Raw genomic sequence first — 17,874 nt, forward strand, 5'->3', positions numbered from 1 at the left:
AATCAGGCGGCGCGGTAAGCGTGGATATCGGCGGCTTCCGGCTCGAGCCGGAACTGCTCGACCAGCATCATCAGCGTGTCGGCCTGGTTGGAGAGCGCCAGGCTCGTTGCCGTTGCCTCTTCGACCATCGAGGCGTTCTGCTGGGTCATCTGGTCCATCTGGTTGACCGATCCGTTGACCTCGTTGAGCGCCACCGCCTGGTCACGGCTGGCGGTCGCGATCATTTCGACATGCTGGCTGACAGTAACGATCTGGGCGCTGATCGAGGCCAGCACCGCGCCGGTCTCCTTGACCAGGTGCGAACCGGAATTGACCTCGTTGGTCGACTTGTTGATGAGGCCCTTGATCTCGCGGGCAGCTTCGGCTGAGCGTTGCGCCAGTTCGCGAACCTCCTGTGCCACCACCGCGAAGCCCTTGCCGGCTTCGCCGGCACGTGCCGCCTCGATGCCGGCATTCAGCGCCAAGAGGTTGGTCTGGAACGCAATGTCGTCGATCACCTCGATGATCTGCTCGATCTGGCGTGAGGCCTCTTCGATGCGGCCCATGGCGGCGATCGCATTGGTGACGACGGTTGCCGAGCTGTCGGCGCTCTTCTTCGTCTGCGTGACGGCGACGTTAGCCTCGTTCGCGCGCTCCGCCGACGAGCGGACCGTCACGGTGATCTGGTCGACCGCAGCGGCCGTCTCTTCGAGCGAGGCTGCCTGGGCCTCCGTCCGCTTCGACAGCGAGTCAGCGGCATGATGCATGTCCGAGCCGCTCTGCTGGATCGCCTGTGCATTGGCGCGGATCTGGGCCAGCGTATCCTGCAGGCGGATCAGCGAGCCGTTGAAGTCCGTGCGCAGCTGTTCGAGGCGGCCATGGAACGGAATGTCGATCTGGCGCGACAGGTCGCCCTGCGCCAGACGGCCGAGGCCGGCGGCGAGTTCGCTGACGGCAAGATCGATCTGGCGATCGAGCTCGCGCTTCTCGGCGTCGTTGCGGCTTCGCTCGATCTCGGCGCGGGCGCGCTGTTCTTCGCTTTCTGCCTCGATGCGCACCTTGGAAAGCGCGTTTTCCTTGAAGACGCCCAAGGCGCGGGCCATGTCGCCGATCTCGTCCTGACGGGCGTCGCCGTCAATGGAGGTATCGAGGCGGCCGTCTGCCAGGCGACGCATGGCGGCGGTGATCTGACCGATCGGCTTCTTCAGCGTCAGCGTCAGGGCGATGCCGGCAAGCAGGGCGATGACGACGCCTGCAACAGTCGCGGCCACGGAGATCTGGTTTGCTTCCTGGCGCTCGGTGCCGGCGGCAACCTTCTGCTGTTCGGCAAAACCGGTCAGGTCGCTCCAGATCTGGTTGATCGACTGGCCGGCGGCGTCGAAATCGGCGGTCCGCTTCACGGTGATTTCAACCAGAGACGCGGCGTCCTTTTTCATTACGGTGATGATCGGCATCAGCGTGTCGGCAATGGCGTCGAAGGAGGCACCTTCGCTTGCAACACCGCGCAGCGTTGCCATGTTCTGCTGAACTGCAAGGAACTTGTCGAGCAGCTTCTGGCGGTTGCTTTCCGTCGTCGACCCCATGAAGGTTGCGGCGGAGATCTGGATGTCGGTGATCGAGCTCGAAAGCCGGCGCGTGGCCGTCAGAACGGATTCGGTGCTGACGATAAGCTGATCGAGTTCGGCGAAAATCCGGGTGGCATCGCGCATCTTGCCGACAGAAGCCGCTTCGAGACGGAAGCTCGCGGTGCGGAAACGGTCGACATACTTCGAGATACCGGCAAGCGTTTCAGGACCGGCGGGCGCCTTCAAAAGCGCACCGATCTCGCTCGATGCGGAGGTGATCGTCTCGGTCAGCGACTTCTCGTCTTTCGGCAACAGCCGGAAGATGTCGCGCTCGGTGCGGCCGATCATCGGGAAGCGTTCCTTGACGGCCTTGAGCTTATCCTCGACCGTCGTCGCCTTGCTGACTTCGGTGCCGAACTCGTTGAAGAAGCGGCTGGCGCGCATCAGCTTTTCGGCTTCGCGCAGCATGGTCTTGGCGGCATTCTCGTTCTTGCGCACGGCATATTGCAGCCGGTTCGACTCGTCGTTGATCTTGGCGCGTTCGACCAAGAGAGCATCGAGGTTCGCCGTCATCGTTGCGCGCATCTCCTGCTCGCCGACATGCAGCTTCCAGAGCCCGTCGATGCGGGCTTCGATGTCGGCGGTCGCGGCGATAGCGGCCGTCAACTCGTCCTGGCCGCTCTGGCCGGCAACCTGTGCGGCGGTCTCGGCGAGAATTTCCTTCTGCGCAGTGATCTTGCCCTGCACGGCGTCGCGGGTTTCCTCGGTGGTCGAGTGCAGGAAGTTGTTCATCCCCGCATAGACATCCTTGAAGCCGCTCAGCGTCTGCAGGACGCTGTTCGAAATCTCCATCCGGCCCTGAAGCAGGCCGGACGCATAAAGGCCGGTAATGCCGACGGCACAGATGCTGACGACGAAGGGCAGAATGAAGAACAGCACCTTCGTCTGGATCTTGAAACGGGCAAGAATTCTATCGATGAACATGGAAAACACCTTGGCTCGCAGCTCGCATTCGCCTCCCCCGGCGGCTCGAAACATGTCCCGCCTTCCGCGTAACCGCGAAAAGGACGAAACGATCGAGAGCCACCCGATGCGCAAACAGGCTGATGTTTTTCGGAAAAATCATGCGGCGCACACCGCCAGTCCGTCAGCAATCATTGCGGGACCGCGCCACCTCCCCGGTAGCGAAGTCCTGACGGAACTCACTTCGTCGCAATATTCATTTTGAACGATTAAAAATTGTATAAGCGCGGAGCACTCGCCAACGAATTTCCGAAGGCGTTGGGCTCATGAGGCGCTCGAGGTCCGGCCGTTAGCGGCCGGCTGGCAGCATCAGAGCCAATAAGCCGGCAGCGTTGCGAGGGCAGCAACGGCAAAGAACGCGATCAGAGCAATGCGGGTCAACGCTACTCTCTGGACGCGGCTCTCGTCGGTGCGAGCGATCGCGATGGCGCGGGGACGACGGCGTGGCTGGTTCATGACATCCTGTCCTTCTCACTGACCGGCAACGTTCGGCCCGGATAAACCGGCTTGCCAGTCCAGACCATATTGCAGCCATGCCGTGGCAGAGAAAAGCCCTAAAAATGGAAACAGTGTGATTTCCGTTTGCGGAACAGTTCTTTCTGACCAACCGCCGGCTGTGCCGACACCAAAGAGGTTCCGGCATATCCGTTAACAATGGCTGAAGCCAAATGCCGCAAAACCAGGGATCAGACGTCCTGGCCGGCTGCGAAGCCCGATGCCCAGGCCCATTGGAAATTGTAGCCGCCGAGCCAGCCGGTCACGTCGACGCATTCGCCGACGAAATAGAGACCGGGAACAGCCTTCGCCTGCATCGTCTTTGAATCGAGACCATTGGTGTCGACGCCGCCGAGCGTCACCTCGGCAGTGCGATAGCCTTCGGAACCGGCGGGCTTGATCGCCCAAGCCTGGATCGATGCCGATAGCGCATCGATGGTCTTGTCCGAGAGGTCGGCGAGCTGCCGTCCCGTCAGCTTGGCGCCATCGGCAAAGAATTGCGCAAGCCGGCGTGGCAGAATATCGCCGAGCGCCGTCTGGACGGCCTGCTTGCCATTGGTGCGGCGCAAACCTTTTAGGATCGAGGCGATGTCGATATCGGGCATCAACCTCAGAACGATGTCCTGCCCCTCGCGCCAGTAGGACGATATCTGCAGGATCGCCGGGCCACTGAGGCCGCGATGGGTGATCAGCACCGCCTCGCGAAACGCCGTCTTACCGGAGCGCGCCTCGGCGTCGGCGGCGACGCCGGCTAGTTCGCCGATCGTCTCAAGCTGCACCGGATCGAGCGTCAGCGGCACAAGCCCGGGACGGGTTTCGACCAGGGCCAATCCGAACTGCTCTGCGATTTTATAGGCAAGCCCCGTTGCGCCCATTTTCGGGATCGACTTGCCGCCGCTGGCCACCACCAGCGACTGGGCATCGACCGGTCCGTCGCCGGTCATCACCCGGAAGCCGGCACCATGGCGCTCGACACTCGCGACCGTCGTCTCAAGCCGAAGCTCGGCGGCCGCATCGCGCATCTCGGCGAGCAACATCCTGATGATGTCCTTGGCCGAATGATCGCAGAACAATTGCCCCAAAGTCTTCTCGTGCCAGGCGATGCCGTGTTTTTCGACCAGCGCCAGGAAGTCTCGCGCGCCGTAGCGCGCGAGCGCCGATTTGCAGAAATGCGGATTGGCCGAGAGGAAGTTCTTCGGCCCGGCATGGATGTTGGTGAAGTTGCAGCGGCCGCCGCCGGAGATGCGGATCTTCTCGCCCGGCGCCTTTGCATGGTCGATGACCAGCACCCGCCGGCCGCGCTTGCCGGCCTCGATGGCGCACATCATGCCGGCCGCACCGGCGCCAATGATCACCACATCCTTCTTCTCAGCCACGAAACACCTTTGAGCTCTTTGCGCATTCCATTCCGGTCACGGCGGCGAAAGTCAATCGTCACGCTCTAGCCAATTGCCAATCTCTGGTTATGATGCGCTATCCGAAGCCAAAACCGGTGATTTATGCCCTCCAAGAGAAGTGCTGCCCAACAAACAACGAAAATCAGCAAAACCTCGAAAATACCCGCCGCCCTGCATTCCCTCCGAGGCGTCAAGACCTGGAAGGAAGCAACGGATTGGCTGAAGATCCGCGGGATCGAAGACATCGAATGCATCACGCCCGACCTTGCCGGCGTTCCCCGCGGCAAGATGATGCCCACCTCCAAGTTCACCTCCAACACCTCGCTTGCACTGCCTTCCGCCGTCTACCGCCACACGATCTCAGGCGAATATCCTGACGAGACCGGACAATTCCGCTACGATTCGCGCGACAGCGACATCAAGCTCGTCCCTGATCTTTCGACGCTTTCGGTCGTCCCCTGGGAAACCGACCCAACGGCGCAGGTGATCTGCGACATCGTCGGCTCCGAAGGCGAACAGATCAGCTACACGCCGCGCAACGTCTTGAAGCGCGTGGTCGACCTCTATCGCCAGAAGGGCTGGAAGCCGGTCGTTGCGCCCGAAATCGAGTTCTACCTCGTCGCCACCAATGACGATCCCGACTATCCGCTGCATCCGCCGAAGGGCCGCTCCGGCCGGTCGATCCTTGGCGGCCAGGGCTATTCGATCGCCGGCATCAACGAATTCGACGAGCTGATTGACGACATCTATCACTTCTCCGAGAAGCAGGGTCTGGAGATTGACACGCTGATCCACGAGGAGGGACCAGCGCAGCTCGAAATCAACCTTCGTCACGGCGATCCGATCGAGCTTGCCGACCAGGTGTTCCTGTTCAAGCGCACCATCCGCGAGGCGGCGCTGAAGCACGGCATCTACGCGACCTTCATGGCCAAGCCGATGCAGGGTCAGCCGGGTTCGGCCATGCACATCCACCAGTCGGTGATCGAGATCAACACCGGCCGCAATCTGTTCTCCAATCCGGACGGCTCTGCCTCCAAGGAGTTCTTCAACTTCATCGGCGGCATGCAACACTATGTGCCGCGCACGTTGGTGATGATGGCGCCCTACGTGAACTCCTTCCGCCGGCTGACGCCCGATATGTCGGCGCCGGTGAATACGGCTTGGGGCTACGACAACCGCACGACCGCGTTCCGCATTCCGGTTTCCGAACCGGTTGCCCGGCGGATCGAGAACCGGCTGCCGAGTTCGGATGCCAACCCCTATCTGGCGCTCGCCGCCTCGCTTGCCTGCGGCTATCTCGGCATCATCGAAGGCCGCGATCCGACGGCACCGACGGAAGACACGGCCAACGAAGGCGAAATCGATCTGCCGCGCGGGCTGCTCGAGGCCGTCGCCCTGCTCGAGTCGGCGCCGTCGCTTGCCGAGGTGCTGAGCCCCGAATTCATCGCCATCTATGCCGGCGTGAAACGTGGCGAGTTCGAAACCTTTATGCAGGTTATCAGCCCGTGGGAACGCGAGTTCCTGCTGCTGAACGTCTGACCTGAAAGGCAGTCCAATGCCCTGGCAAAGCCCGATCTCGCCCGGTTTCTCCTGGTATGAGGCAACCGTTCCCGATCGACCCGAATATCCGCAGATGCCGGGATCGAGGAAGGCGGATGTCGCCATTATCGGCGGCGGCTATACCGGGCTTCAGGCGGCCTACAACCTTGCTCGGCAAGGCGTCGATGTCACGCTCATCGACGCCTGCCGCTTCGGCGACGGCGCGTCGGGGCGCAACGGTGGCCAGTTCGGCACCGGCCAGCGCGCCTGGGCCGACGAGACCGAGGAAACGCTTGGCCAGGAACGGGCACAACTGCTGTTCGATATGGCAGAGAACGCCAAGCGGCACGTGCTCGACTTCGCCAGCCAACACGACATCGATATCGAGTTCATGCCGGGGCAGCTCTCCGTCGGCCACAAGAAGAGCCTGGAGAAGGATTATCGCGACCACGTCGAGGCGATGGCGACCCGCTTCGGCTATCCGCATCTCTCGTTCATGGAACGGGAGGAGACGGCGAGCCGGCTCGGATCGTCTCGCTATCACTTCGGCATCCGCGATGTCGGCACCGGACATATCCATCCGATGAAGCTGCTGCTCGGACTGGCGAAGCAGGCGGCCCTTGCCGGCGCCAATCTGTTCGAGCAGACCAAGGCGCAGAAGATCGAGCGCAAGGGAACGGCTGTTGTCATCACTACCGATCGCGGCACGATCACCACTGAGCGGGTGCTTGTCGCGTGCAATGCCTATATCGGCAATCTCGAGCCGGTCAGCGCCAGCCATGTGATGCCCATCCGCTCCTTCATCGGCGCGACCGAAGTTCTTTCCGCTCACCCCAACGTGCTTCCCGGCGGTGAATCGGTCGACGATTCGCGCTTTGTCGTGCGCTACTTCCGCAAATCGAAAGACGGGCGGCTGCTATTCGGCGGGCGCGAAGCCTACACCGCCGACAATCCGCGCGACATTTCCACCCATATCCGCCGGCAGATCAGCGAGATCTATCCGGAACTCGGCAATGTCGAGATCACCCACGCCTGGGGCGGTTCCGTTGGCATCACCTTGCCGCGGACGCCCTTCTGTCGCGAGGTGATGCCGGGCGTCACCTCGATCGGCGGCTATTCCGGCCACGGGGTCATGCTTTCCAACTATTGTGGCAAGCTCTACGCTGACCTTGTGCTGGGCAAACCGACGGAACTCGACCTGTTGAAAGCCTTGAAAATACCGGCTTTTCCGGGCGGAACACGCTTCCGATCGGCGCTTCTGTTCCTGGCGCTCAGCTGGTATGCGCTGCGCGACAGGCTCTAAGGCACGTTGTGTCAGGATGGTGTCACACTATGTGCATTAGATCTTTGTTTCCGTGCATGTCGTCGCCCCGAAACCGCGGCATATTTTCGGGCGACATGCATGAGAAAGCGTGTGCGACAGCATTTTATTGCGTCGCACCCTAGCGCGTTTAAATCGATTAGATTATATGTGTCCCTGACCTGAACAAGATCGAGATTATCCCATGAGCAGCCAGATCATTCCCGTCGAACCATTTGATTATGTCGTGTTCGGCGGCACCGGCGATCTCGCGGAGCGCAAGCTGCTGCCAGCGCTCTATCACCGCCAGATGGAAGGCCAGATTACCGAGCCGACCCGCATCATCGGCGCCTCGCGCGCCGCGTTGACGCATGAAGAATATCGCAAGTTCGCCGCCGATGCGCTGAAGGAACACCTGAGGCCGGCGGAATACAATGAAGAGGAAGTGGCGAAGTTTACCGCCCGCCTCTTTTACGTTTCCGTCGATGCCAAGTCCGACCAGGGCTGGGATACGCTGAAGAAGATCCTGGAAGAAGGCAAAGACCGTATCCGCGCCTTCTATCTCGCCGTCGGACCGGCGATCTTCGGCGATATTTCCGAGAAGATCCGCGATCACAAGCTGATCACCAAGACCACCCGCATCGTCGTCGAAAAGCCGATCGGCCGCGATCTGGCGTCGGCGACCGAGCTCAACGACACGATCGGCAAGGTCTTCCGCGAAGAGCAGATCTTCCGCATCGACCACTATCTCGGCAAGGAGACGGTGCAGAACCTGATGGCGCTGCGTTTCGCCAATGCGCTCTACGAGCCGCTGTGGAACTCCGCCCATATCGACCACGTGCAGATCACCGTTTCGGAAGCCGTAGGCCTCGAAAACCGGGCCGGCTACTACGACAAGGCCGGTGCGCTGCGCGACATGGTGCAGAACCACATCCTGCAGCTCGTCTGCTTTGTCGCAATGGAAGCCCCGACCTCAATGGACGCGGAAGCCGTGCGCGATGAAAAGCTTAAAGTTCTGCGCGCGCTGAAGCCGGTCAATGCATCCAATGTCGAGCAGGTGACGGTGCGCGGCCAGTACCGCGCGGGCGCCTCTGCCGGCGGCCCGGTCAAGGGCTACCTGGAAGAGCTCGAAGGTGGCGTTTCGAACACAGAGACCTTCGTAGCGATCAAGGCCGAAGTCAGCAACTGGCGCTGGGCCGGCGTGCCGTTCTACATCCGCACCGGCAAGCGGCTTGCTGGCCGCATGTCGGAAATCGTCATTACCTTCAAGCAGATCCCGCACTCGATCTTCGACAACAGTGCCGGTCGCATTTCCGCCAACCAGCTCGTCATCCGCCTGCAGCCGAACGAAGGCGTCAAACAGTCGCTGATGATCAAGGACCCCGGTCCAGGCGGCATGCGCCTTCGCAACGTTTCGCTCGACATGAGCTTCGCCGAGGCTTTCGACGTGCGCAATGCCGACGCCTACGAGCGGCTGCTGTTCGACGTCGTGCGCAACAACCAGACGCTGTTCGTACGCCGCGACGAGGTCGAGGCCGCATGGAAGTGGGTCGATCCGATCCTGAAAGCCTGGGAAGAGACCGGACAGCAGGTGCAGGGCTACACCGCCGGCACCTGGGGTCCGAGCCAGTCGATCGCACTCATCGAGCGTGACGGCCGCACCTGGCACGATGCGATATAGGTAAGGCAATGAGCACGACGCTTCACACATTCGACAATGGCGCCGCCCTGGCAGAGGGCTTGGCGGACGCCGTCAGCGCCGCACTTGCCACCGGCATTGCCACCCGTGGCACAGCAAGCATCGCCGTTTCCGGCGGCTCGACGCCCAAGGCATTCTTCCAGGCGCTCGCCAGGAAGGATATCGCCTGGGACAAGGTGACGGTCACGCTGGTGGACGAACGCTTCGTTCCACCGGAGAGCGATCGCTCCAACCACGCGTTGGTCACGGCCAATTTGCTGCAAGGCCCTGCGGCGAAAGCGCATTTCCTACCGCTTTACCACGCCGCCGCTTCGGCAGAAGATGCGGCCGGGCTCTCCAGCAAGGCGACGGCAAAGATCGGCACGCCCTTCGACGTCGTCGTGCTCGGCATGGGAACGGATGGCCATACCGCGTCGTTCTTCCCGGGCGGCACGCAACTTTCAAGGGCGATCGACGCGACGACGCCGCGCGGCGTGATCACCATGGAAGCCGAAGGTGCTGGCGAACCGCGCCTGACCTTTACCTTCTCCAGCCTTCACGATGCCAGGCTGCTGGTCCTGCACATCGAAGGCGAGGGCAAGAAGGTGGTGCTTGCCAAGGCGGAAGGTCCCGGCGACGAAGCCGAGATGCCGATCCGCACCATGCTGCGCCGTGCGGCCTCGCCGCTGCAAATATACTGGGCGCCATAACGGCCGGATCACCGGCCGGTTCAGGACGCTTTCAACCGGTGGCGCCCCACCGGAACGCGAAGGCGTTGAAAGAGCTCATACCGGGGCGTGGCCTGCACGTTCTCCCAAGCAGGCAACGCTCCGGATCGATGACTGGATGAAGATGAGGAGTCTCAAGACTCCGGAACAGGATTTGCCATGTCCGCCGATTCCCGCATTGCCGCAATCACCGCCCGCATCGTCGAGCGCTCGAAGCCGCACCGAGAGCCTTATCTCGATCGGGTGCGTCGTGCGGCGTCCAGCGGCCCACATCGCAGCGTTCTTGGCTGCGGCAACCTCGCGCACGGGTTTGCCGTCTGTTCCCCCGCCGAGAAGGTGGCGCTCGCCGGGGATCGCGTCGCCAACCTAGGCATCATTACCTCCTATAACGACATGCTTTCGGCGCATCAGCCGTTCGAAACCTATCCGGCGCTGATCCGCGAAGCCGCGCACGAGGCAGGCGGCGTCGCCCAGGTTGCCGGCGGCGTGCCCGCCATGTGCGACGGCGTCACCCAGGGCCAGCCGGGCATGGAACTGTCGCTGTTTTCGCGCGACCTGATCGCCATGGCCGCCGGTGTCGGCCTGTCGCACAACATGTTCGATTCCACCGTCTATCTCGGCGTCTGCGACAAGATCGTGCCGGGCCTTGTCATCGCGGCCCTGACCTTCGGTCACCTGCCGGCAGTCTTCGTGCCGGCCGGGCCGATGACGACGGGCCTGCCGAACGACGAGAAGGCGCGCGTGCGCCAGCTCTTCGCCGAAGGCAAGGTTGGCCGCGAAGAGTTGCTCGAAGCGGAATCCAAGTCCTATCACGGACCCGGCACCTGCACCTTCTATGGCACCGCCAATTCCAACCAGATGCTGATGGAGATCATGGGCTTCCACCTGCCCGGCGCCTCCTTCATCAATCCCGGCACGCCGCTGCGCGACGCGCTGACGAAGGAAGCGACGAAGCGGGCGCTGGCGATCACCGCCATGGGCAACGAGTTCACGCCATCAGGTGAAATGATCGACGAGCGCTCGATCGTCAACGGTGTCGTCGGGCTGCACGCCACCGGTGGCTCGACCAACCACACCATGCATCTCGTCGCCATGGCGCGCGCCGCCGGCATCCTGCTCACCTGGCAGGATATTTCCGAACTTTCGGACATCGTGCCGCTGCTTGCGCGCGTCTACCCGAACGGCCTTGCCGACGTGAACCACTTCCATGCCGCCGGCGGCATGGGCTTTCTGATCAGCCAGTTGCTTCGGGGCGGCCTGCTGCACGACGATGTGCGCACCGTCGTCGGCCAGGGCCTGGAGGCCTACAAGATCGACGTCCGCCTCGGTGCCGACGGCGGTGTCGAGCGCCGGCCGACGCCGGCCGAAAGCGCCGATCCGAAGGTACTCTCCACCATCGACCAGCCGTTCCAGCACTCGGGCGGCCTCAAGATGCTGACCGGCAATCTCGGCAAGGCGGTCATCAAGATTTCCGCCGTCAAGCCGGACCGCCACGTCATCGAGGCACCGGCAAAGATCTTTCATGACCAGGGCGAGTTGAACGCCGCCTTCAAGGCCGGCAAACTCGAAGGCGACTTCGTCGCCGTCGTGCGCTTCCAGGGCCCGAAGGCGAACGGCATGCCGGAACTGCACAAGCTGACGACCGTGCTCGGCATCCTGCAGGACCGCGGCCAGCGCGTGGCGATCCTCACCGACGGCCGCATGTCGGGCGCCTCGGGCAAGGTGCCTGCCGCCATCCACGTTACGCCGGAAGCCAAGGATGGCGGGCCGATCGCCCGCATTCAGGAAGGCGACATCGTGCGCATCGATGCCGTCACCGGCACGATCGAAGTGCTTGTCGAGGATATCGCGCTCAAGACGCGCATTCCCGCCCATGCCGATCTCTCGGACAACGAGTTCGGCATGGGGCGCGAGCTGTTCGCACCGTTCCGCGCCATTGCCGGCTCGGCCGACCACGGAGCAAGCGTGCTGTTCAACTGAGCCGAACCTCGGCGTCACCGCGGAGGATTTGTCTTCCATCGAGCTATCGCTGCCGGCCCTCGCCGCCGGTAGCGGGCCGCGCTTGCGAAGACGAGCGCTACTTCAGCGGCCCCGGATACATGTCGTTTCGACCGTCGTAACGCTCGACCTCCAGCGTGAAGATGTCGATATCCTCGATGCAGCGCGCATTGAGCGAGACGCGATTGTTCGGGTAGCCGCTGCGCATGATCGCCACACTGCAGGTCGGGCAGAAGTGATGACCTTCAGTCACGCCGCGCCAGACATAGGTGGAAAGGCGACGCTTCTCGGTGATCAACCGGATCTTGCTGCCGTCAATCTTCCAGTGGAGGAAGCCGGTGCGCCGGCATGTCGAGCAGTTGCACTCGACCAGCCCCGAGAGCTCCTCATCGACTTCGATGCAGATATCGCCGCAGTGGCAGGAAAGGCGGTAGGGTCGTTTCATCGATCGGTTGCCTCGCTTCTGGCGTGCAGGCGACAACAATCCAACGCCCACACTCCATGTCAAGCATAGTTTGGAGGCCTCGAAATACGGTGTCCCTGGCCGCAAAGGCGCATCGCCCGCCAGTCCGTCTCGGCCGGACGGGGCACCCGCACGAACGCTTGCCGGTTCAGCGGTAGATGTCGAGTGTGCGGTTCCGGTGGTTCGGATGGGTGCTGTAGACGAAGATGCGATTGAGGTCGCGATCGGTCAGGAGCCGCAGGAAGCGCGCTTCGACGATGTTGTTGGCGTGCACGCGCTTGAGCAGGCAGCCGACCATCTGGATGCGGGCGCTTGGAATGTCGAGGTAGAAATTCTGCGGCAGCTGGTACTTGGTCAGGATACCCAGAACCGCGCCGCTTTTCGACAGCTTGATGATTTCGCAGCGGCGGGAGCTCAGCTGCGTCATGCCCTTTTCGGTATATTCGATCCGCGCCTCGTTCCTCGTGTCCTCCATCGGGAACGTGGTTTCGCGATCGTACATGAAAGATTCTTCCTTGTTCAGGAAGTGTTGCCGCATCACCGGTGCCGCGGTCGTCATTCTACAGGCCCCTTAGTATCCCCTGCCCGTCAGGCTAGAGGAAGAAATTTAACAGAGGGTAGATTGAGGGCCTTCGCAAAGAAAAACCCGTCCGAAAATCGGACGGGTTGAAGACAAACGATGGTGGTCTTTGTCAGACGCGGTAGCTCTTGCCGCCGGCGTCGAACAGATGCAGCTTGTTCTTATCGGCCGTGAACCGGACTTTTTCGCCGCGATGAACGGGCAGGATGCCCGGGATCTTGGCGATGATCGGCTCCTTCTCCACCAGTCCCTCGATATAGAGCAGCGTCACCTCGCCGAGCGCCTCGACGATGGCGACCGTTCCTTCGAACAGGAAGTCCTCGCCGCTGGCCGTCTGGAGATCTTCAGGACGCACGCCGAAGCTCGCCGTCTTGCCGTTTTCCGACGCGTTCGTGGCGATATCGAGTGTCACCGACTTGCCGCCAGAAAGCTTCACCGTCGTCTGCGGGCCGGTGGCGGTGATCGTCGCGGGGATGACGTTCATCGCTGGCGAACCGATGAAGCGGGCGACGAACAGGTTCGCCGGGCGCTCGTAAAGCTCGAGCGGCGGGCCGACCTGCTCGATATGGCCGGCCGACAGCACGACGATACGATCGGCAAGCGTCATCGCCTCGACCTGGTCGTGGGTAACGTAGATCATCGTCGTGTCCGCCATCTGCTCGTTGAGCTTGGCGATCTCGATGCGGGTGGCAACGCGAAGCGCCGCGTCGAGGTTCGACAAAGGCTCGTCGAACAGGAAGACCTTGGGATCGCGGCAGATCGCCCGGCCGATCGCCACGCGCTGGCGCTGGCCGCCCGAAAGCGCCTTCGGCAGACGATCGAGGTACTTGGTGAGCTGCAGGATATCGGCTGCCGCGCGCACGCGCCGGTCGATCTCCTCCTTCGTCTCCTTGGCGATCCGCATGCCGAAGGCCATGTTGTCGTAGACGGTCATATGCGGATAGAGCGCATAGGACTGGAACACCATGGCGATCCCGCGCTTGGACGGCGGCACGTCGTTGACGCGCTCGCCATCGATGAACATGTCGCCGCCGGTAATCTCCTCCAGACCCGCGATCATGCGCAGCAATGTCGACTTGCCGCAGCCGGACGGACCGACAAACACGACGAACTCGCCCTGCTTGATGTCGAGATTGATGCCGTGAATGACATCGACCGCACCGTAGGACTTGCGGATATCTTTAAGCGTCAGACCTGTCATCGCACCCTCCCCTTCGTCTCTTTTGTCTGTCGTTGTCTCAAACCAGCCGCGCGAAGAATGCGCTCCAGGCTGGAAGATTGACCTTGTCGTTCTTGATCTCGGCCGTAAAACCATGGCCGTCAAGCGCTTCCACTGGCTCCTTCGGCAAATCAACCGTAGCGGCCGTACCGCTCATGTTGAATGCGCAGAAGAGCTTCTCGTTGCCGTGGCTGCGCACGAAGGCAAGCACGGGCGCATCGGTGCTGCGGAACTCGATCTCGCCTTTGGCAAAGGCCGGATGCGCCTTTCTGAACTGCAGGAAGCGTCGATAGTGCTCCATGACCGAAGCGGTGTCATCCTTCTGCGCGGAGACCGCCCGGTTCAGGTGTTCGGCCGGCACCGGCAGCCAGGGTTTGGCATCGCCGAAGCCGCCATTGGCAGCAGTGCTATCCCAGACCATCGGCGTGCGGCAGCCGTCGCGCCCCTTGAAGTCGGGCCAGAACTGAATGCCGTAGGGATCCTTCAGATCCTCGAAGGCAAGCTCGGCTTCGGTGAGAGCCAATTCCTCGCCCTGATAGATGCAGACCGAGCCGCGCAGCGACATCAGCAGGCTTGCCAGCAGCTTGGCGTGCGCGTCGCGATCGGCAACGCCATCGCCCCAGCGACTGACATGGCGAACGACGTCGTGGTTGGAAAAGGCCCAGCAGGCCCAGCCCTCCGGCGCCGCCTTGTGAAAGTCGCGCAGAACCTCGGCGACACGCGCCGGTGTCAGAGCGTCGGGCGCCAGGAACTCGAAGGCGTAGCACATGTGCATCTTGTCGCCGCCGGAGGTGTACTCGCCGGCGATCTCGAGACCACGCTGGCTGTCGCCGACTTCGCCGACCGCCGCGATTGCCGGAAACTCGTCCATGACAGCACGGAACCGCTTCAGGAACGCAAGGTTCTCCGGCTGGTTCTTGTCGTAGAGATGTTCCTGATAATTATACGGGTTGACCGCCGGTGCAGTGGAGGCGTTGCGCCGCTCCGGCGCCAGCGCCGGATTGTCGCGCAGCTGTTTGTCGTGGAAATAGAAGTTGATGGTGTCGAGGCGGAAGCCATCGACGCCGCGCTCCAGCCAGAAGCGCTCGACGCCCAAAAGCGCCTCCTGCACATCAGGATTGTGCAGGTTGAGGTCCGGCTGCGAGGTCAGGAAGTTGTGCAAGTAATATTGCAGCCGCGTCGGATCCCAGGCCCAGGCCGAGCCGCCGAAGATCGACAGCCAGTTGTTCGGCGGCGTTCCATCGGGTTTCGAGTCTGCCCAGACGTACCAGTCCGCCTTGGCGTTCGCCCGGCTGGCGCGGCTCTCGACGAACCAGGGATGCTGGTCCGAGGTATGGGACAGAACGAGGTCGATCATCACCCGGATACCGAGCCGATGCGCCTCGGCGATCAGCGCATCGAAATCGGCGAGATTGCCGAAGATCCCGTCGACGTCGGTATAGTTCGAAACGTCGTAGCCGAAATCCTTCATCGGCGAGGTGAAGAAGGGCGATATCCAGATAGCATCGGCGCCGAGCGAGGCGACATGCGGCAGGCGGGCGGTGATGCCCTTCAAATCGCCGATGCCGTCGCCGTTGGAGTCCTGGTAGGAGCGCGGATAGATCTGATAGATCACCGCGCCTCGCCACCAATCCTTGTCGGCCTGCAAAATGGATTCGCTCATTTCAGTCATGCTCATTCCGTTCAGAAGTCCCTGTGAGGTCAACCACCCTTGACCGATCCCGCCAGCAGGCCGCGCACGAGGTAGCGCTGCAGGCTGAAGAACACGATCAGGGGGACGACGATGGTGATGAAGGCGGAGGCGGTCAGGATTTCCCAATTGCCGCCGCGAGAACCCAAGAGATTGACCAGCCGGCCGGTGAGGACCAGTTCATCCTGGCCGGCGCCGAGGAAGACGATGGCGACGAGCAGGTCGTTCCAGGTCCACAGGAACTGGAAGATCGCGAAGGACGCCAGCGCCGGGAACGACAGCGGCAGGATGATCTTGACGAAGATGTCGAAGTCGCTGGCGCCGTCGACGCGTGCGGATTCCATGATCTCGCGCGGCAGGCCGGCCATGTAATTGCGCAGGAGATAGATCGCCAGCGGCAGGCCGAAACCGGTATGGGCGAGCCAGATGCCGACATAGGTCTTGGCCGGCACGCCGAAGAAGGCGCCGACGCCGTTATAGAGTTTCAGAAGCGGGATCAGCGACATCTGCAGTGGCACGACGAGCAGGCCGACGACGACCGCAATCAGGATCGCGCGCCCCGGAAACGGCATCCAGGCGAGCGCATAGGCGGCGAAGGCCGCAATCAGGATCGGGATGATCGTCGAAGGAATGGCGACCGTCAGCGAGTTGATGAAGGAAGCGCCGATGCCTTCGGCGCTCAGCACTTCGACGTAATTGTCGAAGGTGAAGCGCGGCGGAACGGCGGCGGTGAAGAAGATGCGCTGGCCGCGCGAGCCTTCCATCTTCGTGTCCGAGACGATCTCGAAGCTACCATCGGCCTGGACGGTCAGCTTCTCGCCGTCGTTGAGCTCAGCAGTTTCGCCAGGCTTGAAGGCGGTCGGCTTTTGGCTCGAAAAGCCGAAGGCGGAAACCTCACCGGCAGAGGTGCCTTCAAGCACGTCGCCCGAGATCACGAACTTGCCGTCGCGTTCGACCTGGGTATCGGCACCCGGCGCGCGGGCGACGATATTCTGGGTCGAAGTCGACAGTGCCGTCCACCAGCCGGAAACCGCGAGCTGATCCTTGTCGCGCAGCGACGAGATCAACAGGCCGGCGGTCGGCAGCGTCCAGAGGGCGACCAGGAGAAGAACAGATAGATGTACGGCCCAGGTGAGAGGGGAGCGTGTCGCCGGGTTCATCTCAGTGCCCCTTCATTTCTTTGGCCGCATTGCGGATGTTCCAGATCATGATCGGGATGACGAGGACCATGATGACGACGGCGATCGCCGCACCGCGCCCAAAGTCGCCGCCGCCGCGGAACATCCAGTCGAACATGAGATTGGCGAGCACCTGGCTCTGCCATTGCCCGTTGGTCATCGCCAGAACGATATCGAACACCTTGAGGACCAGAATAGTGATCGTCGTCCAGACGACGGCGATCGTGCCCCAGATCTGCGGCACCATGATCTTGAAGAAGATCTGCCAGCCGTTGGCGCCGTCGATCACGGCGGCCTCGACCGTCTCTTCCGGGATACCGCGCAGGGCGGCCGAGAGGATCACCATGGCGAAGCCGGTCTGGATCCAGACCAGGATGGCCATGAGGAAGAAGTTGTTCCAGAAAGGCAGCGTGATCCAGGCCTGAGGATCGCCACCGAAGGCAACGACGATCGCGTTCAGGAGGCCGATCTGCTCCGTGCCCTCGGCGCGATAATCATAGATAAACTTCCAGATGACGGCGGCGCCGACGAAGGAGATCGCCATCGGCATGAAGATCAGCGTCTTGGCGATGTTGCCCCACCAGATGCGGTCGGTCAAAGCGGCGATGACCAGCCCGAAGAAGGTCGCGAGCGCCGGCACCACCAGCAGCCAGAGGAAGTTGTTGAAGATCGACTGGCGAAACTCTCCGTCGTTCAGCATCCAGACGTAGTTACTGGCACCGACGAAGTTTTGTCCGGCGCGGTCATGCAGGCTGAACCAGACCGACATGATCACGGGGTAGATGAGGTAGATCGTCAACGCGAACAGCGCCGGGGCGAGAAACAGCCATGGCCGGATGGCATTGGTGATGCGCAGGTTGCGCGACGCCTCGACACCAGATCTCCCCTTCGATGGGAAAATCAGATCGAGAATGAAGCTGGTTCCCCAGAAGTAGGCGGCGCAGCCGAGAACCCCGGCCACCATCGTTCCTACGGCAAAGACGAGCTGTTGCATGACATGTCCCTCCCCCTGAAATGCACTTTGCGTGCAGGGCATGGCGAT

General features: G+C 62.1%; 15 protein-coding genes. 6 read left to right on the forward strand and 9 right to left on the reverse strand.

Translation table 11 applies throughout. The annotated features are described in order from the left end of the window. Positions 1-2: 2 nt before the first annotated feature. Positions 3-2,528, reverse strand: coding sequence for a methyl-accepting chemotaxis protein (locus ASD03_RS03625; RefSeq protein WP_025425973.1), 2,526 nt, complete (start codon positions 2,526-2,528; stop codon positions 3-5). Between ASD03_RS03625 and ASD03_RS40115 the strand changes: the two genes are divergently transcribed. After that, positions 2,521-2,772: a hypothetical protein gene (locus ASD03_RS40115; protein WP_146160867.1), complete on the forward strand. Its 252-nt coding sequence runs from the start codon at positions 2,521-2,523 to the stop codon at positions 2,770-2,772. The genes ASD03_RS03625 and ASD03_RS40115 overlap by 8 nt on opposite strands. Before the next feature lie 104 nt (positions 2,773-2,876). Here the strand turns inward: ASD03_RS40115 and ASD03_RS39880 are convergent, their stop codons facing one another. Beyond that, the gene (locus tag ASD03_RS39880; RefSeq protein ID WP_164474899.1) at positions 2,877-3,023 is read right to left on the reverse strand and encodes a hypothetical protein; all 147 of its coding nucleotides are present in this window, start codon (positions 3,021-3,023) and stop codon (positions 2,877-2,879) included. Positions 3,024-3,253: 230 nt separating this feature from the next. Next, complete coding sequence (locus ASD03_RS03630) at positions 3,254-4,438, reverse strand: NAD(P)/FAD-dependent oxidoreductase (protein ID WP_025425972.1); 1,185 nt, start codon at positions 4,436-4,438, stop codon at positions 3,254-3,256. 123 nt (positions 4,439-4,561) lie between these two features. On the opposite strand from ASD03_RS03630, the gene ASD03_RS03635 reads away from it, so the two are divergent. From ASD03_RS03635 to edd, 5 genes are all read left to right on the forward strand, one after another. Further along, a complete protein-coding gene (locus ASD03_RS03635; RefSeq protein ID WP_025425971.1) occupies positions 4,562-5,998 on the forward strand; it encodes a glutamine synthetase family protein in 1,437 nt (478 codons plus the stop codon). Positions 5,999-6,014: 16 nt separating this feature from the next. Continuing rightward, entirely contained in the window at positions 6,015-7,301 is a 1,287-nt protein-coding gene (locus ASD03_RS03640) for an FAD-binding oxidoreductase (RefSeq protein WP_025425970.1), read from the forward strand. A 202-nt stretch (positions 7,302-7,503) separates the two neighbouring features. Beyond that, positions 7,504-8,979: a glucose-6-phosphate dehydrogenase gene (zwf, locus tag ASD03_RS03645; RefSeq protein ID WP_025425969.1), complete on the forward strand. Its 1,476-nt coding sequence runs from the start codon at positions 7,504-7,506 to the stop codon at positions 8,977-8,979. 8 nt (positions 8,980-8,987) lie between these two features. Beyond that, complete coding sequence (gene pgl / locus ASD03_RS03650) at positions 8,988-9,686, forward strand: 6-phosphogluconolactonase (RefSeq protein WP_025425968.1); 699 nt, start codon at positions 8,988-8,990, stop codon at positions 9,684-9,686. A 177-nt stretch (positions 9,687-9,863) separates the two neighbouring features. Next, a complete protein-coding gene (gene edd / locus ASD03_RS03655; protein WP_025425967.1) occupies positions 9,864-11,684 on the forward strand; it encodes a phosphogluconate dehydratase in 1,821 nt (606 codons plus the stop codon). A gap of 97 nt (positions 11,685-11,781) precedes the next feature. Here edd and ASD03_RS03660 read toward each other — a convergent pair whose 3' ends face one another. The 6 genes from ASD03_RS03660 to ASD03_RS03685 form a co-directional block, all read right to left on the reverse strand. Further along, entirely contained in the window at positions 11,782-12,147 is a 366-nt protein-coding gene (locus ASD03_RS03660) for a GFA family protein (RefSeq protein ID WP_025425966.1), read from the reverse strand. Between the two features lie 166 nt (positions 12,148-12,313). After that, positions 12,314-12,724 (reverse strand): hypothetical protein, encoded by a 411-nt coding sequence (locus ASD03_RS03665; protein WP_057212490.1) that lies wholly within the window; start codon positions 12,722-12,724, stop codon positions 12,314-12,316. 133 nt (positions 12,725-12,857) lie between these two features. Continuing rightward, positions 12,858-13,946, reverse strand: a complete 1,089-nt coding sequence (ugpC, locus tag ASD03_RS03670) for a sn-glycerol-3-phosphate ABC transporter ATP-binding protein UgpC (RefSeq protein WP_025425964.1) — start codon at positions 13,944-13,946, stop codon at positions 12,858-12,860. Positions 13,947-13,983: 37 nt separating this feature from the next. Next, on the reverse strand, positions 13,984-15,642 hold the full coding sequence (locus ASD03_RS03675) for an alpha-glucosidase family protein (RefSeq protein ID WP_107026830.1): 1,659 nt from the start codon (positions 15,640-15,642) through the stop codon (positions 13,984-13,986). Positions 15,643-15,665: 23 nt separating this feature from the next. After that, positions 15,666-16,814, reverse strand: coding sequence for a carbohydrate ABC transporter permease (locus tag ASD03_RS03680; protein WP_025425962.1), 1,149 nt, complete (start codon positions 16,812-16,814; stop codon positions 15,666-15,668). A 1-nt stretch (position 16,815) separates the two neighbouring features. Then, complete coding sequence (locus tag ASD03_RS03685) at positions 16,816-17,826, reverse strand: sugar ABC transporter permease (RefSeq protein ID WP_025425961.1); 1,011 nt, start codon at positions 17,824-17,826, stop codon at positions 16,816-16,818. Between the last annotated feature and the right edge of the window lie 48 nt (positions 17,827-17,874).

It is taken from the genome of Ensifer sp. Root127, assembly GCF_001425225.1.
Taxonomy (GTDB): Bacteria; Pseudomonadota; Alphaproteobacteria; order Rhizobiales; family Rhizobiaceae; genus Ensifer; species Ensifer canadensis.

Coding starts and splice junctions, on each gene's coding strand:
- ASD03_RS03625 (WP_025425973.1), bottom strand. CDS start 2,528: ATGTTCATCGATAGAATTCTTGCCCGTTTCAAGATCCAGACGAAGGTG.
- ASD03_RS03675 (WP_107026830.1), bottom strand. CDS start 15,642: ATGAGCATGACTGAAATGAGCGAATCCATTTTGCAGGCCGACAAGGAT.
- ASD03_RS03635 (WP_025425971.1), top strand. CDS start 4,562: ATGCCCTCCAAGAGAAGTGCTGCCCAACAAACAACGAAAATCAGCAAA.
- ASD03_RS39880 (WP_164474899.1), bottom strand. CDS start 3,023: ATGAACCAGCCACGCCGTCGTCCCCGCGCCATCGCGATCGCTCGCACC.
- ASD03_RS03660 (WP_025425966.1), bottom strand. CDS start 12,147: ATGAAACGACCCTACCGCCTTTCCTGCCACTGCGGCGATATCTGCATC.
- ASD03_RS03685 (WP_025425961.1), bottom strand. CDS start 17,826: ATGCAACAGCTCGTCTTTGCCGTAGGAACGATGGTGGCCGGGGTTCTC.
- edd (WP_025425967.1), top strand. CDS start 9,864: ATGTCCGCCGATTCCCGCATTGCCGCAATCACCGCCCGCATCGTCGAG.
- pgl (WP_025425968.1), top strand. CDS start 8,988: ATGAGCACGACGCTTCACACATTCGACAATGGCGCCGCCCTGGCAGAG.
- ugpC (WP_025425964.1), bottom strand. CDS start 13,946: ATGACAGGTCTGACGCTTAAAGATATCCGCAAGTCCTACGGTGCGGTC.
- ASD03_RS40115 (WP_146160867.1), top strand. CDS start 2,521: ATGAACATGGAAAACACCTTGGCTCGCAGCTCGCATTCGCCTCCCCCG.
- ASD03_RS03640 (WP_025425970.1), top strand. CDS start 6,015: ATGCCCTGGCAAAGCCCGATCTCGCCCGGTTTCTCCTGGTATGAGGCA.
- ASD03_RS03680 (WP_025425962.1), bottom strand. CDS start 16,814: ATGAACCCGGCGACACGCTCCCCTCTCACCTGGGCCGTACATCTATCT.
- ASD03_RS03665 (WP_057212490.1), bottom strand. CDS start 12,724: ATGACGACCGCGGCACCGGTGATGCGGCAACACTTCCTGAACAAGGAA.
- zwf (WP_025425969.1), top strand. CDS start 7,504: ATGAGCAGCCAGATCATTCCCGTCGAACCATTTGATTATGTCGTGTTC.